Annotated in this window: 16 protein-coding genes; 8 read left to right on the top strand and 8 right to left on the bottom strand. The window is 69.2% G+C overall.

Annotated elements, in window-relative coordinates; translation table 11 throughout:
• Positions 1-9: 9 nt before the first annotated feature.
• Entirely contained in the window at positions 10-1020 is a 1011-nt protein-coding gene (locus ACIBVN_RS01560) for an NAD-dependent epimerase/dehydratase family protein (protein WP_397131459.1), read from the top strand.
• 125 nt (positions 1021-1145) lie between these two features.
• On the top strand, positions 1146-2345 hold the full coding sequence (locus ACIBVN_RS01565; protein WP_397131461.1) for a cytochrome P450: 1200 nt from the start codon (positions 1146-1148) through the stop codon (positions 2343-2345).
• 46 nt (positions 2346-2391) lie between these two features.
• Here the strand turns inward: ACIBVN_RS01565 and ACIBVN_RS01570 are convergent, their stop codons facing one another.
• The 5 genes from ACIBVN_RS01570 to ACIBVN_RS01590 form a co-directional block, all read right to left on the bottom strand.
• The gene (locus ACIBVN_RS01570) at positions 2392-3039 is read right to left on the bottom strand and encodes a class I SAM-dependent methyltransferase (RefSeq protein WP_397131463.1); all 648 of its coding nucleotides are present in this window, start codon (positions 3037-3039) and stop codon (positions 2392-2394) included.
• Between the two features lie 38 nt (positions 3040-3077).
• Complete coding sequence (locus ACIBVN_RS01575) at positions 3078-4052, bottom strand: NlpC/P60 family protein (RefSeq protein ID WP_397131465.1); 975 nt, start codon at positions 4050-4052, stop codon at positions 3078-3080.
• Positions 4053-4137: 85 nt separating this feature from the next.
• Complete coding sequence (locus ACIBVN_RS01580; protein WP_397131467.1) at positions 4138-4740, bottom strand: C39 family peptidase; 603 nt, start codon at positions 4738-4740, stop codon at positions 4138-4140.
• A gap of 208 nt (positions 4741-4948) precedes the next feature.
• Positions 4949-5620, bottom strand: a complete 672-nt coding sequence (locus ACIBVN_RS01585) for a C39 family peptidase (protein ID WP_397131469.1) — start codon at positions 5618-5620, stop codon at positions 4949-4951.
• Positions 5621-5754: 134 nt separating this feature from the next.
• Positions 5755-7137 carry an amino acid permease gene (locus ACIBVN_RS01590; protein ID WP_397131471.1) on the bottom strand — a complete coding sequence of 461 codons (1383 nt, stop codon included), beginning with the start codon at positions 7135-7137 and terminating at the stop codon, positions 5755-5757.
• Here ACIBVN_RS01590 and ACIBVN_RS01595 point away from each other — a divergent pair.
• From ACIBVN_RS01595 to ACIBVN_RS01620, 6 genes are all read left to right on the top strand, one after another.
• Entirely contained in the window at positions 7136-7369 is a 234-nt protein-coding gene (locus ACIBVN_RS01595; protein ID WP_397131473.1) for a hypothetical protein, read from the top strand. The two genes, ACIBVN_RS01590 and ACIBVN_RS01595, sit on opposite strands and share 2 nt — an antisense overlap.
• A 486-nt stretch (positions 7370-7855) precedes the next feature.
• Complete coding sequence (locus ACIBVN_RS01600) at positions 7856-8092, top strand: hypothetical protein (protein ID WP_397131475.1); 237 nt, start codon at positions 7856-7858, stop codon at positions 8090-8092.
• Positions 8093-8308: 216 nt separating this feature from the next.
• A complete protein-coding gene (locus tag ACIBVN_RS01605) occupies positions 8309-8791 on the top strand; it encodes a hypothetical protein (RefSeq protein WP_397131477.1) in 483 nt (160 codons plus the stop codon).
• A gap of 5 nt (positions 8792-8796) precedes the next feature.
• Complete coding sequence (locus ACIBVN_RS01610) at positions 8797-10185, top strand: SRPBCC family protein (RefSeq protein WP_397131479.1); 1389 nt, start codon at positions 8797-8799, stop codon at positions 10183-10185.
• Positions 10186-10327: 142 nt separating this feature from the next.
• A complete protein-coding gene (locus tag ACIBVN_RS01615; RefSeq protein ID WP_397131481.1) occupies positions 10328-13798 on the top strand; it encodes a protein kinase in 3471 nt (1156 codons plus the stop codon).
• A gap of 160 nt (positions 13799-13958) precedes the next feature.
• Positions 13959-14705, top strand: a complete 747-nt coding sequence (locus ACIBVN_RS01620) for an SAM-dependent methyltransferase (protein ID WP_397131483.1) — start codon at positions 13959-13961, stop codon at positions 14703-14705.
• Between the two features lie 57 nt (positions 14706-14762).
• Here ACIBVN_RS01620 and ACIBVN_RS01625 read toward each other — a convergent pair whose 3' ends face one another.
• From ACIBVN_RS01625 to ACIBVN_RS01635, 3 genes are read right to left on the bottom strand one after another with little or no spacing between them, the layout of a single operon-like run.
• Positions 14763-16124, bottom strand: a complete 1362-nt coding sequence (locus ACIBVN_RS01625; RefSeq protein ID WP_397131485.1) for an ABC transporter substrate-binding protein — start codon at positions 16122-16124, stop codon at positions 14763-14765.
• Positions 16125-16146: 22 nt separating this feature from the next.
• Complete coding sequence (locus ACIBVN_RS01630; RefSeq protein ID WP_397131487.1) at positions 16147-17061, bottom strand: carbohydrate ABC transporter permease; 915 nt, start codon at positions 17059-17061, stop codon at positions 16147-16149.
• Positions 17058-17978 (bottom strand): carbohydrate ABC transporter permease, encoded by a 921-nt coding sequence (locus ACIBVN_RS01635; protein ID WP_397131489.1) that lies wholly within the window; start codon positions 17976-17978, stop codon positions 17058-17060. The genes ACIBVN_RS01630 and ACIBVN_RS01635 overlap by 4 nt, the downstream gene beginning before the upstream one ends.
• Positions 17979-18247 lie beyond the last annotated feature (269 nt).

Here is an 18247-nt window from a genome sequence, read left to right on the forward strand (position 1 = left end):
ACGACTGTCATGACCTCCACCTCACTCGTCACCGGGGGCGCCGGTTTCATCGGCTCCCACGTCGCGGCCGACCTGCTCCGCGCCGGCCACCGCGTCGTGGTGCTCGACGACCTGTCGGGCGGGTACGCGGCCAACGTGCCGGGCGGCGCCCATTTCCACGAGGGCAGCGTGTGCGATCCGGAGACCGTTGACGAACTGTTCAGGACCTGGAAGTTCGACTACGTCTTCCACCTGGCCGCGTACGCCGCCGAAGGGCTCAGCCACTTCATCAAGCGCTACAACTACACCAACAACGTGATCGGCAGCGTGAACCTGATCAACGCCTCCGTCAACGCGGGGACCGTGCGCTGCTTCGTCTTCACCTCCTCCATCGCCGTCTACGGCCACGCCAGTCCCCCCATGACCGAGGACCTGACGCCCGCCCCGGTGGACCCGTACGGCATCGCCAAGTACGCGGTCGAGCAGGAGCTGAAGGTCAGCCACGAGATGTTCGGCCTGCCGTACATCATCTTCCGGCCGCACAACGTCTACGGCGAGCGGCAGAACATCGGCGACCGCTACCGCAACGTCATCGGGATCTTCATGAACCAGATCCTGCGCGGCGAGGAGTGCACCGTCTTCGGCGACGGCGAGCAGACCCGCGCCTTCAGCCACATCGACGACGTGGCGCTGCCGATCGCGCGCTCGATCGGCAACCCGCGCGCCTACGGCGAGGTCTTCAACATCGGCGGCGACACCCCCTACACCGTGAACGAGCTGGCCAGGGCGGTCGCGGAGGCGATGGACGCGCCGCTGCGGGTGCGGCACCTGGAGGCGCGGCACGAGGTGGTCCACGCCTTCTCCGCGCACGACAAGGCCAGGGAGATCCTGGGGGTGGGCGCCGACTCGGTGCCGCTGGCCGAGGGGCTGGCGCAGATGGCCGCCTGGGCGCGCAAACACGGGCCGCAGGAGCCGTCGGTGTTCTCGGGAATCGAGGTCAGCCGCAATATGCCGCCCTCCTGGCAAGCGCTGGTGAGGTGACCTCCGGCTCGTTTTGGGCTCCCGGAGAATACGCGGCAACAAGGCGAAATGGCAGGGCGCCGGACGTGTTTTCTGGGGCGGTCGATAAAGTGAGGCCCTGCCATTCCGTATGCGAAAGGGCGACGATGGCCGAGACATTGTTCGATGAGGACTATTTGCGTGACCCGCATCCGGTCTATGCACGACTCCGCACAGAACAGCCCGTTTACCGCACTGCCACTCCGCAGGGCGTACGGGTCTGGGTGGTGAGCCGCTACGAGGACGTCAAGGCGGCCTGCACCGACCCGCGCCTCAGCAAGGACTTCGCGAACAACCCGCACATGATCAAGTCGAACGAGCTGGAGGGCGGCGACAGCAGCGGCTTCGAAGCCACCGTGCCGCACAACATGCTCTTCAACGACCCGCCCGACCACGCGCGGTTGCGCCGGCTGGTGGGCAAGGTGTTCACCGCCGGGCGCGTGCAGGCGCTGCGGCCCCGCATCGAGGAGATCAGCGCCGGGCTCCTCGACAAGGTGGGCGAGGAGTTCGACCTCCTCCATGACTACGCCGTGCCCCTGCCCGCCATGGTGATCGGAGAGCTGCTCGGCATCCCCGAGGAGGACTGGCCGCGGCTCATCAAGTGGTCCAACACCACCATCGAGGGCGCCGTGCTCGACCCCGAGGAGGTGGTGCGGGCCGCCACCGACTTCCTCACCTACCTCGCCGAGCTCTGCGAGGCCAGGCGCGCCAAGCCGACCGGCGACTTGCTCAGCGCCATGGTCCAGGCGCAGGACGAGGAGGGCGCGCTGAGCCGGCGGGAGCTCGTCGACACCGCGTTCCTGCTCACGGTCGCCGGCCACGAGACGACCGTGCACCTGATCTGCAACGGCATGCTCGCCCTGCTGCGCCATCCGGAGCAGCTCGCCAAGCTCCGTGAGGACAAGGGGTTGCTGCCGGCCGCGGTCGAGGAGTTCCTCCGCTTCGACGGGCCGGTCAGCACGTCCACCCTCAGGTTCACCAAGGAGCCCGTCACGATCGGCGGCATGGAGATCCCGCAGGGCCAGCTCGTGCTCGTGTCCTTCCTGTCCGCCAACCGGGACGCCGCGCAGTTCGCCGACCCCGACCGCTTCGACGTCACCCGCGCTCCCGGCCAGCACGTCGCGTTCGGCCACGGCATCCACTACTGCCTCGGCGCCCCGCTGGCCAGGACCGAGGGCGCGGTCGCCTTCGGCCACCTGCTCGAGCGCTTCCCCGGCCTCCGGCTCGCCGTTCCAGAGGAGCGGCTCGCCTGGCGCCCGGGCCTGCTCATGCACGGCCTGACCAGCCTCCCGGTACGGAGCTCCTGAGCGCCTCGCCCCCGGGACACGGTTCCGGGGGCGACAGGGGGCCGCGCTATGCGGCGGGTTTGCGGGCGGCCAGGCGTTCGACGAGGCCGAGCTTGAAGCGGTCGTGACGTTCGACGGTGAGGCCGTGACCGGGGAGCTGGAGGATGGGGCGGCGCAGGAAGTGCTCGCCTCCCAGCGGCACGGTCACCAGTTCGACCAGCCGCTGCACCACGCGGACCGGCCAGGCCGAGGCGGCCACGTGGTCGGCGAGCAGGAGCATCCCGCCGGGCCGGAGCACGCGCACCATCTCGGCGATCGCCCGCCGGTGGTCGGGGATGGCGCAGAGGGAGAAAGTGCACACCACCGTGTCGAAGGCGGCGTCCGGGAAGGCGAGTGCCTGGGCGTCCCCTTCATACAGCTCTGCCTGGACGCCGAGTTCGGACGCCCGGCGCCGGGCGATCGCCAGCATGGCCGGGCTCCACTCGACGCCGGTCAGGCGGACGCCTTCGGGATAGAGCGGCAGATTGAGGCCCGTGCCGACGGCGACCTCGAGGGTGTCTCCAGCGGCCTGGCCGCAGATCCACGAGCGGGTATCGCCGAAGAACCTCCGGTCGAAGTAGGCCATCTGCCGGTCGTAGGAAACGGATTGCCTGTCCCAATAGCGGCGCAGGCGCTCCTCGCGAGCCTTGGAGCCCATCGTCGCCTCCCTTGCCATGCGATCAATGGCAGGGTTTCACAAGTGGAGCCGGCACGTCAGGGGCGGATCGCGCCGGCGAGGCGGTTGCGCCAGTAGTCGTCGAGGTCGACGACCTTGATGACGTCTCCGGTCTGGGGCGCGTGGACCATCTTGCCGTTGCCGGCGTACATGCCCATGTGTCCCAGCCCCTTGCTGAAGAGCAGGTCCCCGGGCTCCAACGCGTTCAGTGGGACGCGGCGGTCGGATCCCCAGCTCCACTGGGTCCAGGTCGTGCGGGGCAGCGCGACTCCCGCCGCGCGCCAGGCGGCCTGGATCAGGCCGGAGCAGTCGTAGGAGCCCGGGCCGGTGCCGCCGTACCGGTAGGGCTTGCCCACCTGGGCGAAGGCGAACCGGAGCGCGGCGCGGGCGTTGCCGGAGGCCGAGCCGGTGTACGGGATGCCCCGGCTGTTGGTGTTCCCCGTCCTGTACGTGCCCAGCCCGCGCAGGAGCTTGGTCTGCTCGGCGATCAGCTTCTCGATCTCGGCCTTCTCGTCGCCGGCCTTGTCGCGCGCGCTCTCGGCCTCGGCCAGGACCGCTTTGGCCTCGTCGCGCCGATCGCGCAGCTCCTTGGCGGCCGCCAGGTAGGCGCCTACCTTCGCCGCCCTGGCCTCGGCCAGCTGCTGGAGCGAGGCCATGCCGCCCAGGATCGCCTCGGGGTCGCCCTGGCCGGTGAGCCGCTCCCACCCTCTGAAGGGGCCGTGCTGGTAGTCGCCGACCGCCGCCCCGACGAGGTCCTGGCGCAAGGTGTCCGCCTGGGCGTCCTTGCGGCCGAACTCGGCGTTGAGGGCGTCGTACTTCTTCCTGGCCTTCTTGTACGCCTCGGTGGCCTGGTTGAAGCGCTCGACCACCTGGTCGGCCCGCTCGTTCAGCTTCACCAGCTTGGCCCTGGCCTGGGCGGGCGACGGGTCGGCGACGGCGGCGCCGGGAACGGAGGCCAGCGCGATCGAGGTCAGAGCCACGGCCGCCGCCGTCCGCCCCAGCACGGTCACCACGGTGCCTCCTCATGAAGTCTCCACACCCATGGCCATGTGGAGATACGCGTGGCAAGGCTCCGGTGTTCAACGCGGGGCCGGTGTCCTACGGGAGCTTGGTGACGTAGTACATGTTGCCGGCCGGCTGGAGCACGCGGGCCAGGGCGGAGGCGCTGATGGTGTGGGTGCCGCCGGTGGGCTTCCACGGGTCGTAGACGGTGATGGTGCCCGCGACCTTGTCGTAGCCGTAGGCGAGGATGGCGTGGCCGATCTCGGTGCCCTTGACCTTGCCCTTGTTCCAGGGCAGCTGGTCCATCCACACCGTGAGCACCGGTGCCCGGTGCAGTTCGCCGATGTCCTTGGAGACCCGCTTCATGAGGACGGCCGGGTTGCCGTCCGCGTCGGTGGGCATCGTGAACTTGTAGCCGAGGGACTTGACGTACGCGTTGATCACCGGCACGGCGTCCGAGCCCTCGGTGCCGTACGGCGGGTGGGTCTTCATCTTCTTGGCCAGGGTCGACTGGCTGACTGCGATGCCGAAGCTCGCCAGGCTCATCGCCGACGAGGCGGGCACGCAGAAGTAGTTGGTCTGCTGCCGCTGGCCTTCCAGGCTGAGCTGATATTTCAAGGGCCTGACGAACCCGTCGGGCGTCGCGGCGTAGGCCGGTGACAGGGGGGTGAAACAGAGCGCCCCCACCGTCGCAGCCATGGTGAGGGCGATGCCGGCAGTCCTCGGTCTATGGTTCTTCACGCAATCACTCCACATAGGCACACAAATGGAGCAAAGATTAGTCAATGACCGTGTTGAATCGGTCAAGCGTGTGCAAAGAGTGATGTTTTGTGACTAATGGGACAAAACGGGACGGCAGATTTTGCCGTCATGGCGGGCCGGCTGCCGGCGGCCCGCCGGACGCCGGCTAGAGCTTGGAGATGTAGTACATGCCGCCCGGCTGGAGGAGACCGGCCAGGACGGAGGCCTTGATGGTGTGGGTGCCGCCGGTGGGCTTCCACGGGTCGTAGACGGTGATGGTGCCGGCCACCCTGTCGTAGCCGTAGGCGAGGATGGCGTGGCCCACCTTGCTGCCCTTGATCTTGCCCTTGTTCCAGGGCAGCTGCTCCATCCACACCCCGAGCACCGGCGCCCGGTGCAGCTGGCCGACGTTGTTCGCCACCCGGCTCATGAGGAGGACCGGGTTGCCGGCAGTGTCGGCGGGGACCGTGTACTTGTAGCCGCGGGCCTTGACGTAGGCATTGACCACCGGCAGCGCGTTCACGCGCTTGGTGCCGCCGGACGGGGTGGTCTTCATCTTCTTGGCGAGGGTCGACTGGCTGACGTTGACGCCGAAGGTCGACAGGCTCATCGACGACGACGCGGGCACGCAGAAGTAGTTGGTCTCCTGCCGCTGGCCCTTGAGGCTGAGCTGGTACTTCAGCGGCGCGACAAGGCTCTGGGACTTCGCGGTGGCGCTGGGGGACGGGGTGGGGGAGGGGGTGTTAGGGGAGGCGTAGGCCGGTGACAGAGCGGTGAGGCATAGGGCCGTCACGGTCGCGGTGAGGGCGATGCCGGTACCCGGTCTGCGGATATTCACTTGATCACTCCACGCATGCACACAAGAGGTAAAGAGCAGTCAAGGACCGTAGTTGATCGGTCACATGTGTGCAAACGAGAGCTCAATGGTGCTGAAGGGACAGAGGGGGCGGTGAAGCGGGAAGCCGCGTGGTGCTAAGCCAGCACCGAGTGCCGGCGGCTGTAGGCGAAGTAGACGATCAGCCCGAGCGCGAACCAGGCGGCGAAGCGCAGCCACGTCACCGGAGCCAGGAACGTGATCAGCCAGATCGAGAAGAGCGCCCCGATGCCCGGCACCACCGGCATCCCCGGCATGCGGAACTTGCGAGGCAGGTCGGGCTGCCGGTAGCGGAGCACGATCACCGCCACGCACACCACCACGAACGCCAGCAGGATCCCGATGTTGGTCAGCTCGGCCGCCTCACGGATGGGCAGGAACCCGGCGATCGCCGCCGACGCGACGCCCACGATCCACGTGACCCGCGTGGGCACCCGCCGTACCGGGTGGAGCTTGGCGAACCACAGCGGCAGCAGCCCGTCCCGGCTCATCGAGAACCAGACGCGGGTGACGCCGAGCATGAACGTGAACATGACCGTGAGGATGCCGATCACGGCCCCGGCGGCGATGAGGGTCGCCAGCCCGGACAGCCCGACGGCGGCGAACGCCGAGGAGAAGCCGCTCTCCGGGTCGATCTGCCGGTAGTTCTGCATGCCGGTGAGCACGAGCGTGGCCAGCACGTACAGCACCATGGAGATGGCCAGCGAGTAGAGGATCGCCTTCGGCATGTGCCGCTGCGCGTCCCGTGACTCCTCGGCAGCGGTGCTCATCGCGTCGTAGCCGAACACCGCGAAGAACACGGTGGCAGCCCCGGTGATCGCCCCGCTGACCCCGTACGGGAAGAACGGCGTGTAGTTGGCCGGGTTGACGTGGAAGAAGCCGACCACGATCACCAGCAGCACGACGGCGACCTTGAGTGCCACCACGAACGTCTCGAACCTGGCCGCGGCGCGGATCCCGAGGTTCAGCAGGAAGGCGATGAGCAGGCACAGCAGCACCGCGAACAGGTCCACCACGTGTCCCTTGCCGGTGCCGGGCGCGCCGAGCATCCACGAGGGCAGGGTGAAGCCGAGCTGCTGCACGAGGAAGCCGAAGTAGCCGGAGATGCCGATGGCCACGACCGCGACGATGGCGGTGTACTCCAGCAGCAGGTCCCAGCCGATGAACCAGCCGACGATCTCTCCCAGGACCGCGTACCCGTACGTGTAGGCGGACCCCGCCTTCGGGATCAGGCCCGCGAACTCGGCGTACGAGAACGCGGCGGCGGCGCTGGCGATCCCGGCGATGAGGAACGACACCAGCACGGCCGGCCCGGCGGTCTGGTTGGCGACCGCGCCGGCCAGGGCGAAGATGCCCGCGCCGATGATGCCGCCCACACCGATGGCGGTGAGCTGCCACAGCCCGAGCGACCTGGACAGTTCTCCTTCGTGCTCGGTGGCGATCTGCTCCACCGGCTTGCGCCTGAAGATGCTTCGCGACATGACCATGACGCCCTCACAGACTCCGTTGCCGGGGATGGTCGCGGCGGGCAGGGGGCACATCGCGCTCGTTGCCTCCATCGCCGGGGTGGTGGCGCACGAACATCATGGCCGCGACGGCCGCTTGCGTGTTTCCCCCCATGGCATGAGTGATGGTTGTCCGTTATGTCGCGGCAATAAACTGGCTGACGAACGCTGCCAGTCGTGGCCGGGCGAATTGTTTACGCGCGGCTGAACGATTCGGCCGGTGGAAACAGAGCTCTTTGCTTATTCGCGGGCCGGCGGTCCGGCCGGTTGCCGGAATTGGCCGGGAATTTCGCGGCGCCCCGGTTTCAAGGCTCGTCGGATCTGGTGCGGGACAGCGGCGCCTTCGGCGGCGTTTGCCGCGGGAACGGGAGCGATGCGTCGTTGAGCGGTCTCACGCCGGCGAGCCGGAGAACCTGACCGATCCACGCCTCTATGACGGAAGAGGAAGGCGGTGGTTGCTCCATGTCTGTCATCTCGTCCCCCCTTGAGAGGTCCTCGGGGGGAGTCGTTGTGATCTGTCCGGGCTAATCACCCAGGCAACACGGATAGTAGCAATCAGTCACGATCCGGTGGCGCATCGCCCCACGAGTAGCGGTGGCCGTCGTGGGGCTCGTTGAAGCTTTGCCTCACCCGGAGTTACCGAACCGGCTGGAGGGCAGCCGGACGGCCAGTCGTCGATCGAAGGAGCGGCATCATGGTCGTCACGCGCACCACCGGCGAGCGCCGGCCACAGGTGGAGCTGCCCGTACTCGGCGCGGTCACCCTTCCGGAGCCCGAGCATCTCGCGTTCTACGCGGTACTCATCGCGCTGGGAGTGCTGGAGATCGTGGAATGGCCGATCGTGGGCATCGTCGGAGTCGGCCACCTCCTGGCCGGCCAGCACCGCTTCCTCATCCTTCAGGGAGTCGGAGAGGCCGCGGAAGCGGTCTGAGCCGGGCAATGCCATGGCCCCCGTGCCCGGGTGACCGGGGACCGCAAATCTCTGGTCTGGGCCGCTCAAAGTCTGCGCAACTTTCCCGAGTATCTGGTTCTTTGTCCTGTTTGAGGGCAGCCCACGGGCGAGTGTCTCGGCTGCGGCAACAGGCTCCTGTGCACCGAATTCTGTGCATCCCGAGACGAAGGAGCTTGAGGGAAAGGAGCGCTGATCATGTCGAACACGTCACGGATAGCCTGCGCCGTGCTCGCGGGTTACTACCTCGGACGGCGCCGCAAGTTGCGCATGGCCGCGGCATTGGCGCTGGCGGGGCTGGTCGGCCGCGCGCGCATGGGGGAGGGCGGCCTGCTGTCGCAGGGGGTCAAGGCCCTGCGCTCCTCCGCCGAGGTCGGGCAGATCACCGACCGCCTCCGGGGGGACCTGATGGAGGTCGGCAAGGCGGCGGCGGTGGCGGCGACCAGCAGGCAGATCGACGCTCTGAGCAACAGGCTGCACGAACGTGCCGAGTCTCTGCGTACGCAGGGGACGGCGCAGGAAACCCGCCGGCCATCGAGGCAGGCAGAGGAGGAAGAAGACTACGAGGACCTGGATTACGAGGATGAGGCCGAGGACTACGAGGAAGAGCGGGAACTCCCGCCCCAGAGGGCGCAGCGGCGAACCCGTCCCGTTCGGCGGGCCGGACAGTCGCGGAGGTGAGTCGGGTGGCTGAGACGAGAGCCGGCCGGGCCGGGCAGGCAGTTCGGGGAACCGGCCGGGCAGTGACGGGAACGGCCAGGGGTGTCGCGGGCACGGCCAGGAGAGCCGGTCAAGGAGCGGCCGGCACGGCCAGGGACGTCGGTCAAGGAGTGGCCGGCACGGCCAGGGACGTCGGTCAAGGAGCGGCCGGCGCTGCGACGGAGACGGTCAAGAAGGCCGGTGGCGCGATCGTTGAAAGCCTGCCGACCGGCCGGCTCGTCCAGGAGGCGCAGAACCTGCTGCAGGCAGCGAGCGAGCGGCTGCTCTCGTCCGCGGAAGGGAAGATCGAGGGCCTCACCGGGCGGCTGACCGACTACGCGGAGACCGGCGGCAAGAGCCTCCTCAGCGCGGTGACCGGCTCGGAGAATCGGGCCGGGGTGCTGGGCGGCGCCCTCAAGGGCGGCCTCAAGGGGGGTCTCAAGGGCGGTCTCGCCGGCGGGCTGAAGGCCGGCGTGAAGGGGCTCTGGCAGAAGATCACCGGGAAGGGCGGCGGCAAGGGCGGCAAGCTGAAGATCGTCAACATTGTCGAGTCGATCGACATCGGCGCCCCGCGCCGCCTGGTGTACGACCAGTGGACGCAGTTCCAGGACTTCCCGAGCTTCATGAAGAAGGTGGAGACGGTCAATCAGGAAAGCGACGAGGAGCTCTCCTGGAAGGCCCAGGTCTTCTGGTCCCACCGGATGTGGAAGTCCCACATCATGGAGCAGGTCCCGGACCAGCACATCATCTGGCGGTCCGAGGGCGCGAAGGGCTACGTGGACGGCGCCGTGACGTTCCACGCGCTCACCGACGACCTGACCCGTGTCCTGATGGTGCTGGAGTACCACCCGCAGGGCCTCTTCGAGCGCACCGGCAACATGTGGCGCGCCCAGGGCCGGCGGGCACGGCTGGAGCTCAAGCACTTCAGGCGGCACGTGATGTCGCACCTCCTGCTGCATCCCGACGACGTCGGCGACGGCTGGCGCGGCGAGATCCGCGACAGCCAGGTCGTCAAGGACCACGAGACGGCGATGGAGGAGGAGCGCGCCAAGCTGGCCGAGGAGGAAGAGAAGCCCGAAGAGGAGGAGTGGGAAGAGGAGGAGCCCGAACGGGCCGAGGCGGAAGAGCCCGAACGAGCAGAGGCGGAAGAGCCCGAACGGGCAGAGGCGGTAGAGCCCGAAGCTGAACAGGAAGAGGAGCCCGAAGAAGAAGAGGAGGAGGAAGAGCCCGAGGAGGAGGAAGAAGAGGAGCCGGAAGCGGAAGAGTACGAGGAGGAAGAGGAGCTCGAACCGGAGCCCGTGGTCGCACGCCGGCCCACCGAGGGCCGCCCGCGCCCAGTCGGGCAGCGCCCCGTCCGGCGCCGCGAGACGGAATAGTCGCGCCACAGCGCACAGGAGGTCGAACTCCGCACGCCTCACGCCGGCTCAGCCGAGTGGCGAGCCGGCGGCGTGCTGCAGACGGGCGAGCTCTGATCGTGGGGGCGGCAACTTTGGCGGCGGCCGGCGCATCTAATCCGCCGTGGAGGCGTTGGTCGCGGGAGATCCGCAGCGTATCGGGGACTACTGGCTGGCGGGCCGGCTGGGCTCGGGAGGGCAGGGCGTCGTGTACGACGCCTACGACCCCGAGGGCCGGCGGGTGGCGGTCAAGGTGCTGCACGCGGCGGGCGATCGCGGGCGCCTCGCCAAGGAGGCGGCCGCGGCGGGGCGGGTGGCCTCGTTCTGCACCGCCCGGCTGCTGGCGGCCGAGCTCGACGGCGGCAAGCCGTACCTGGTCTCGGAGTACGTGCCGGGTCCGAACCTGCGCGCGGCCGTACGGGACGGGCGGCGCTTCACCGGCGACGACCTGCACCGGCTGGCGACGGCGGTGGCCACGGCGCTCACCGCGATCCACGAGGCGGGCGTGGTCCACCGCGACCTCAAGCCGGACAACGTGCTGCTCGGCCCGGACGGGCCGCGGGTGATCGACTTCGGCATCGCCAGGACGCTGGAGATGTCGCTGACCAGGACCGGCGAGCTGGCGGGCACTCCCAGCTACATGGCGCCCGAGGTGCTGACCGGGCAGCGTGCCGGGGCGGCGGCCGACGTGTTCGCATGGGGCGCGATCATGGTGTTCGCGGCCACCGGGCGCGACCCGTTCGGCGGCGAGAACCTGGGCGGCGTCATGCACCGCGTGCTGACCCACCATCCGGACCTGAGCGCTCTGCCGCCCCGGCTGGCCACGCTGGCCGACGCCGCGATGGAGAAGGACCCGTCGGCGCGGCCCACCGCACGCGACCTGCTGCTCGCGCTGGTCAGCGGCGACGGATCCGACACGCGCGGGCTGCTTGCGGCCGGAAGCCGCAGCGCCGGGGGGATGCGGGTGCCCGACCAGGGCGATCCCACGCTGGGCACGATCGCCGAGGACGCCTATGGCGCGCTCGGTCCGGAGGAGCGCGATTTGGCGGCCGAGGTGTTCCTGCGGCTGGTCGCGGTGAACGCCGACGGGCAGGAGACGCTGCGCCGGGCGGCTCCCGAGGAGCTGTTCGGCGGCCGTCCCGAACGGGAGGCGGCGGCCGTCCGGCGCATCCTGGAGGCCTTCTCGTACGTGGTCGCCGTCAAGGACGACTCGGTGGCCCTGTCGCGCCCCGGCCTGCTGCGGGCCTGGCCGCGCCTGCGCATGTGGGTGGACGCCGACCGCGCCGGGCTGGCCGTGCTCAGCCAGATCAACGTGGCGGCGCGGCACTGGGACGAGCACGGGCGGCGCGACGGCGACGTGCTGCAGGGCACCCGCCTGGAGGAGGCACTGAGCTGGGCGGCGACCGGCCGCAGGCACCTGACGCTGACCCCGTTCGAACGCGACTTCCTGCGCGCGGGCACCGAGCTGACCAGGAAGCGCGGCCGGCGCAGGAGACTGGTCACCACGGCGCTGGCGGGGCTGCTGGCGGTGGCGCTGGCGGCGGGCGGGCTGGCCGTGTGGCAGCGGCAGCAGGCCGCCGAGCGGCTGGACATCCTGACCGCCAAGCAGGTCGCGGCCGAGGCCGACCGCCTGCGCACGGCCGATCCGACCCTCGCGATGCTGCTCAGCGTGGCCGCCTACCGGGTGTCGCCGCAGCCGGAGGCGCGCTCCAGCCTGATGGGCTCGCTCCAGCAGCGGGAGACGGCCGTCTTCCACGATCCGCCGGTCAGGGGCGTGGGCCGGCGGGTGCTGAGCCGCGACGGGCGCACGCTGGTCAGCGTCAGCGAGGGCGGCGTCAACGTGTACGACGTGCGCACCCACAGCCGGACGGCGAGCTGGCCCGAGATGACCTTGAAGGGGACGGCCCTCCAGAATCCCGCGCTGAGCCGCAGCGGACGCCTGCTCGCCCGGACCACCACGGACGAGCTCGGCGTATGGGACCTGAAGACCGGCAGGACGCTGGTGAGGGCGGCTCTCCCGGCGACCGGGAACGGCGGCTTCGGCGTCGTGTTCGGCGAGCACGAGACGACGCTCGTGGTCACCCTCGCCGACGAGGTCCCCTTCCTCATCGACGTGACCACCGGCAAGCGGTTCGGCCGGCCCGTCTACGACGGCCGGGAATACGCGCAGACCCCCGCGCCGCTCGTCGACCCGACCGGCAGGCACCTGCTGCTGCCCGGCCGCCGCTTCGACCAGCTCGCCCTGCCCGGCTGGACCGCCGAACGCCCCTTCCCCGCCTGCGTCAAGTCTCACGTGCTGGCCGCCTACAGCCAGGACGGCAAGACCCTGGCCTGCGTCGACGTCGCCGGCGACATCGTTCTCCTGGACGCCGTCACCGGGCACGAGCACAAGCTGAAGGAGGTGCTGAACTGCGATCTCTGCCAAGACTCCGCACAGCTCAGGTTCAGCGCCGACGGCCGCTACCTCGCCGGCTTCCACGGCCGCGATCTGGAGGTCCTGCGGATCAGCGACCAGAGGGACATCCTGCGCTACCGCGCCGAGGGCGATCTCGGCGACGTCCGCTTCGACCCCGACGGCAGGACGCTGCGCTACCTCATCGACGACGCCGTCATCAGCGTGGACCTCCAGCCCCGCACCCCGGCGGTCCCCCTGCCCGGCCCTCCGGAGCTCAGCCGCGACGGCCACTGGGCGGTGTCCAGGACGGACGGTCCCGCGCTGAGCGTGTTCGACCTGCGGGCCCGCAAGGAGGCGGGCCGCATACCCGTCAGCGAGGACGGGCTCGCCGACACCGTCGACGACGCCGGCACCAGGCTGGTCACCACCGACATCAACCGCACGATCACGCTGTGGGACCTCGCGACCATGAAGAAGCTCTGGTCCAAGCGGGTGGGAGACGCCGGCCACCAGCCGGCGTACGCCTACTTCACCCCTGATGGGCGCAGGATCGCCATCACTCTGGTCCTGGGGCAGACCCCGGTGATGAACCAGGTGGTGCTGGAGGCCGCCGACGGCCGCGTGGCGGCCTCGTACAAGACGCGGCTGACCATCGGGCCCTTTCTTCCTGGACGGCAGGTGTTCGTCTCGGCCGACGGCAGGCTCGTCGACCTGATGTCCGGCAAGGCCGTCGGCTCCGGGTTCGGCGCCACCAACGCGGTGGCCGTCAGCCGCGACGGGCTCATGGCCGTCCACGAGTCCGCCGCCCACCGGATCCGCCTGTGGGACGTCAAGGGCCCGACCGCGCTCGGTCCCGCCATGCCCCGGGCCGCCGGCAACATCGCCCGCACGGTCTTCTCGCCGGACGGCAGGACGCTCGCCACGGCCACCGACGAGGGCGTCCTCGAGTTCTGGGACGTCCAGGCCAGGCGCAGGCTCGGCAGCTCGTACCGGGTGGGGGAGTTCGATCCCTCGTCCATGGCCTTCAGCGCCGACGGGAGCGTCCTGTACGTCGGCACGCAGGGCAACAGCGTGCACGAGGTGCCCGTCGGCGACGCGCTCGTGGCCGGGAAGGTGTGCGCGCGGGCCGCTCGCACGCTCTCGCCCGCCGAGTGGAGCCGGTATCTCGCGGATGTGCCCTACCGGGACGTGTGCGGCTGACGCCGGAAGGCGCGCGAAATTCGGTTGCCGCGCACTTGGGCCACGGTTAGGGTCGGGCCGATCATCATCTCGTGACGGAGGAGTTGCTTTATGCGTGTCGATGACGTTCGTTCCCGGTCCACTTCGGTAAACCCGTCATCACACGTAAGGACTCCTTCCCTTGGACCTGTCACGTAGTTTCACCATCCGGGAGAGCAGCCACCGGATTCTCAACCCGTTCACCGCGGACAAGCTCGCCACACTGGGCGCCGCGATCGGACTGCGGGCGGGCGCTTCCGTGCTCGATCTCTGCTGCGGCAAGGGCGAGATGCTGGCCACCTGGGCCCGCGATCACGGCATCGCCGGCACCGGCGTGGACATCAGCACGGTCTTCCTGACCGCCGCGCGCAAGCGCGCCGCCGAGCTCGGCGTCGCCGATCAGGTGGCGTTCGTGCACGGCGACGCCGCCACCCACGTGGCGGCGGAGCCCGTCGACGTGGCGGCGTGCATCGGGGCGACCTGGATCGGCCAGGGCGCCGCCGGGACCGTCGCACTGCTGGAGCGCAGCCTGCGCCCCGGCGGTGTGATGCTGATCGGCGAGCCCTTCTGGCGTGCCGAGCCGCCCAGCCAGGAAGCCGTCGAAGCCTGTCGCGTCCGGTCCCGTGACGACTACAAGACGCTGCCCGGGCTCTTCGAGTGCTTCCACGGCCTCGGCTATGACGTCGTCGAGATGGTCCTGGCCGACGAGGACAGCTGGGACCGTTACCGCGCCGCCCAATGGCTTAACATTCGCACCTGGCTGGACGCCAACCCCGGCGACGAGCTCGCCCCCGAGTTCCGGGCCGAGCTGGCAGCCGAGCCGCTGCGCTACGTCAGGTACGAGCGGCCGTTGGTCGGCTGGGGCGTGTTCGCGCTCATGAAGCGCTGACGGTCCCGTTCCGGCTCCGGCCCCGGTTGACGTCAACCGGGGCCGGAGCCTCTGGGGTCAGCCGCCGCTGACGGTGAAGCCCTGCTCGGTGCCGAAGGCGGTGATGCGGTCCTGCCAGGACTTCAGCGCCGCGGCCAGGTCACCGCCGCCGTCGATGGCCTGGCCCACGGTGTCCTTGAAGATGCTGTTGGCGTACACCTGGAACGGGAGGTACTGCCAGCCGGGGCGGACGGCGGTCGAGGCGTCGCCCAGCACCTGGTTGATCTTCTGCCCGCCGAAGAACTCCAGCGGCGCGTCGCGGAACGCGGGGTCGTCGAGCAGCACCTTCGTGGCGGGGAACAGCCCGGCCTCGGTGTTCAGCGACTTGACGGCCTCCGGGTCGGAGTTGAGCCACTCCGCGAAGGCGACGGCGGCCGGGATGTTCTTGCTCTGCGGGATGACCGCGACCGAGGAGCCGCCGTTCTCGGCGTTCATCGGCTTGGCCGCGTCGAACTGGGGCATCGGGGCGACCGCCCACTTGCCCTTCGTCTTGGGGATGGAGTTCACGATGCCGTTCGGGGCCCAGGCGCCGGTCAGCCAGGTCGCGTACTTGCCGGAGCCCATGCCCTTCCACCAGTCGTCCGTCCAGCCGGGCTGCGGGTCGACCAGCTTCTCGCCGAGCAGCGTGCTCCACGTGCTGACCCACTGCTTGACGCCGGGGTCGGAGGCGAGCGTGACGCTGACCGAGCTCTCGCCCGAGGTCTTGAACGGCGTGCCGCCCGCCTGCCAGATCATGCTGTCCACCCCGCCGGCGTCCCCGGGGTCGATCGTGGTGATGAAGTTGTCCGGGTTGTCGGCCTTGATCTTCTTGGCCGCCTCGACGAACTCCGCCCACGTCTTCGGCGGCTCGATCTTCAGCTTGTCGAAGATGTCCTTGCGGTAGAACATCGCCATCGGGCCGGTGTCCTGCGGGATGCCGTAGACGCCGCCGTTGACCGCCACCTGGGCCCACGCCGACGCGGCGAACTTGTCCTTGAGCGCGTCGGCGCCGTACTCGGAAAGGTTCACGACCTGCTTGGAGAGCGCGAACTGGGGCAGCGCGAAATACTCGATCTGCGCCACGTCGGGCGCGCCGGACCCTGCCTTGATCGCGGTCTGCAGCTTGGTGTACTGGTCGGCGGACTGGCCCGCGTTCACCACGTTGACCTTGATGTTCGGATATTTGGCTTGGAAGCGGGCGACGGTCTTCTCGATCCCCGTGACCCACGTCCAGAACGTCAGCTCGGCCGGCTTGCTCAGCGCGTCCTGCACGGCCGCCGACTTGCTCGGGGCGGCTGCCGGGGCACTCGCGCCACCGCTCCCGCCGGAGCCGCCGCCGCACGCGGCCAGGGCGACCGACAGGGCCGCGGCGACCCCGGCGGTCCTCACAAATGATCTCATGGCGTTTCCTTACTCACAGGGGTTACTGCTTGACGCTTCCGGTGGCCAGACCCGACTGCCAGAACCGCTGGAGCACCAGGAAGGCGACGATCAGCGGCACGATGGACAGCAGGCTGCCGGTCAGGATGAGCTGGTAGGTGGCGTCACCGGCGCCGGAGGTGCCGCTGTTGGCCTGGGCGTTCCACTGGTTGAGCCCGACGGTGAGCGGGAACCAGTCCGGCGTGTTCAGCACGATCAGCGGCAGGAAGTAGTTGTTCCACGTCGCGACCAGCGAGAAGAGCAGGACGGTGACGAAGCCCGGGGCGAGCAGCCGCAGCGCGATGGTCCGGAAGATCCGGAACTCGCCCGCCCCGTCGATGCGGGCGGACTCCAGGATCGAGTCGGGCACCGCGTCGGCGGCGTAGACCCGCATCAGGTAGAGGCCGAACGGGCTGCACAGCGTCGGGATGAGCACCGCCCACGGGGTGTCGACGATCCCGATGCGGCTGAACAGCAGGTAGGTCGGCACCGCGAGGCACGTGCCGGGGATGGAGATCCCGCCGAGCACTATCGCGAACAGTGCCTTGCGGCCGAAGAAGTCGTACTTCGCCAGCGCGTACCCGCCGATGGTGGCCAGCAGGGCGGCACCGCCCGCGCCCACCACGGAGTAGAGCACGGTGTTGCCGAACCAGCGCAGGAAGATGCCGTTCTGATAGCTCAGGGTGTCGCCGATGTTGGCGAACAGATGGAAGTCCCCGCCGAACCACAGCCCGAAGGTCGAGAACAGGTCCGCGCCGCTCTTGCTGGCGTTGGCCAGCAGCCAGAACAGCGGCAGGACCGCGTACGCGAACATCACCAGCATGATCACGGTGAGGGTGGGGCTCTTGCCCCGGCGGCGCCTGGCCGAGGGCGACCGGTGGGCGCCTACGGCGGGGCTCGCCTCCGCGACGGCCGTCACAGCGTCTTCTCCCTTCTCGCCGTGATGAGCTGCACCGCGTACGCCACGACGATGGTGACGAGGCCGAGCACCACGGCCACGGCGGCCGAGTAGTTGATCTGCTGGCCGTTGAACGCGAGGTTGTAGGCGTACATGTTGGGCGTGTAGCTCGTCGTGATCACCGCGGGCGCCAGCTTCTGGACGATGTTCGGCTCGTTGAAGAGCTGGAAGCTGCCGATGACCGAGAAGATCGTGGCCACGAGGAGCGCGGGGCGCAGGGCGGGCAGCTTGATGCTGCACGCGATGCGGATGGCTCCCGCTCCGTCGATCTCGGCGGCCTCGTAGAGCTCCTCGGGTATGGCGCGCAGAGCGGCGTACAGGATGATCATGTTGTAGCCGACGTACTCCCAGGTCACCATGTTGCCGATGGAGGTCAGCATCCAGGAGCGCGAGAGCAGGTCGGGGAGTGCGACGCCGAGCGCGTCGCCGATCTGCCCGGCCAGACCGAACTGGTCGCCGTACATGTAGCCCCACATGAGGGCCGCCACCACGGCCGGCACCGCGTACGGCATGAAGATCGTGATGCGGAACATGGCCGGCCAGCGCAGCCGGCCGCTGTCGATGGCGAGCGCGCATCCCAGGGCGAGGAGCAGCATGATCGGCACCTGCACGACCAGGAAGAGCGCCACGCGGAGCAGCCCGGCTCCGAACAGCGCGTCGCCGATGGCGCGGGTGTAGTTGGCCAGGCCGGCGAAGACCGTGCCGCCGATCAGGCGGTCCTGGAAGAAGCTGAGGTAGATGGCGTACGCCAGCGGCGCGACCACCGTGACCAAGAAGACCACGAAGAACGGCAGGAAGAAGGCGTAGCCGGCGACGCGCAGGCGCAGGAACGGCCGGTTGAGGCCGGGACGCCGGGCTCCGGCGGCCTGCACGGTCATCCCGTGCTCCTGGGCGATGTTCGCGCTGCCACGAAGACTGGCACTGAACTCTCCTTGTCGGGGCCTGGGCGGTCGCGGGAAATCGCAGGCCCACCTGCGCCTGCTCGCCGCCGCAGTCACGATGATCGAATGTTTACGTAAACATTGGGAAGGTAGTCCCGTAGTCTGAACCGGCCGCCGGATCATGTCAACAGGTAACCCTCAGTTAACATCCCTGGCGATTTCATCCCGTTTGGAGGTCCGCATTGACGAGCGGAGCATGTTTACGT

Origin of the sequence: Nonomuraea sp. NPDC049400 (assembly GCF_044466425.1) — a bacterium.
Classification (GTDB): Bacteria; Actinomycetota; Actinomycetes; order Streptosporangiales; family Streptosporangiaceae; genus Nonomuraea.

What these genes read in the sequence shown, in the direction of transcription:
- ACIBVN_RS01600 (WP_397131475.1), top strand. Translation starts at nt 7,856, where the DNA reads ATGGTCGTCACGCGCACCACCGGCGAGCGCCGGCCACAGGTGGAGCTG.
- ACIBVN_RS01570 (WP_397131463.1), bottom strand. Translation starts at nt 3,039, where the DNA reads ATGGCAAGGGAGGCGACGATGGGCTCCAAGGCTCGCGAGGAGCGCCTG.
- ACIBVN_RS01605 (WP_397131477.1), top strand. Translation starts at nt 8,309, where the DNA reads ATGTCGAACACGTCACGGATAGCCTGCGCCGTGCTCGCGGGTTACTAC.
- ACIBVN_RS01565 (WP_397131461.1), top strand. Translation starts at nt 1,146, where the DNA reads ATGGCCGAGACATTGTTCGATGAGGACTATTTGCGTGACCCGCATCCG.
- ACIBVN_RS01635 (WP_397131489.1), bottom strand. Translation starts at nt 17,978, where the DNA reads ATGACCGTGCAGGCCGCCGGAGCCCGGCGTCCCGGCCTCAACCGGCCG.
- ACIBVN_RS01560 (WP_397131459.1), top strand. Translation starts at nt 10, where the DNA reads ATGACCTCCACCTCACTCGTCACCGGGGGCGCCGGTTTCATCGGCTCC.
- ACIBVN_RS01580 (WP_397131467.1), bottom strand. Translation starts at nt 4,740, where the DNA reads ATGGCTGCGACGGTGGGGGCGCTCTGTTTCACCCCCCTGTCACCGGCC.
- ACIBVN_RS01595 (WP_397131473.1), top strand. Translation starts at nt 7,136, where the DNA reads ATGACCATGACGCCCTCACAGACTCCGTTGCCGGGGATGGTCGCGGCG.
- ACIBVN_RS01625 (WP_397131485.1), bottom strand. Translation starts at nt 16,124, where the DNA reads ATGAGATCATTTGTGAGGACCGCCGGGGTCGCCGCGGCCCTGTCGGTC.
- ACIBVN_RS01590 (WP_397131471.1), bottom strand. Translation starts at nt 7,137, where the DNA reads ATGTCGCGAAGCATCTTCAGGCGCAAGCCGGTGGAGCAGATCGCCACC.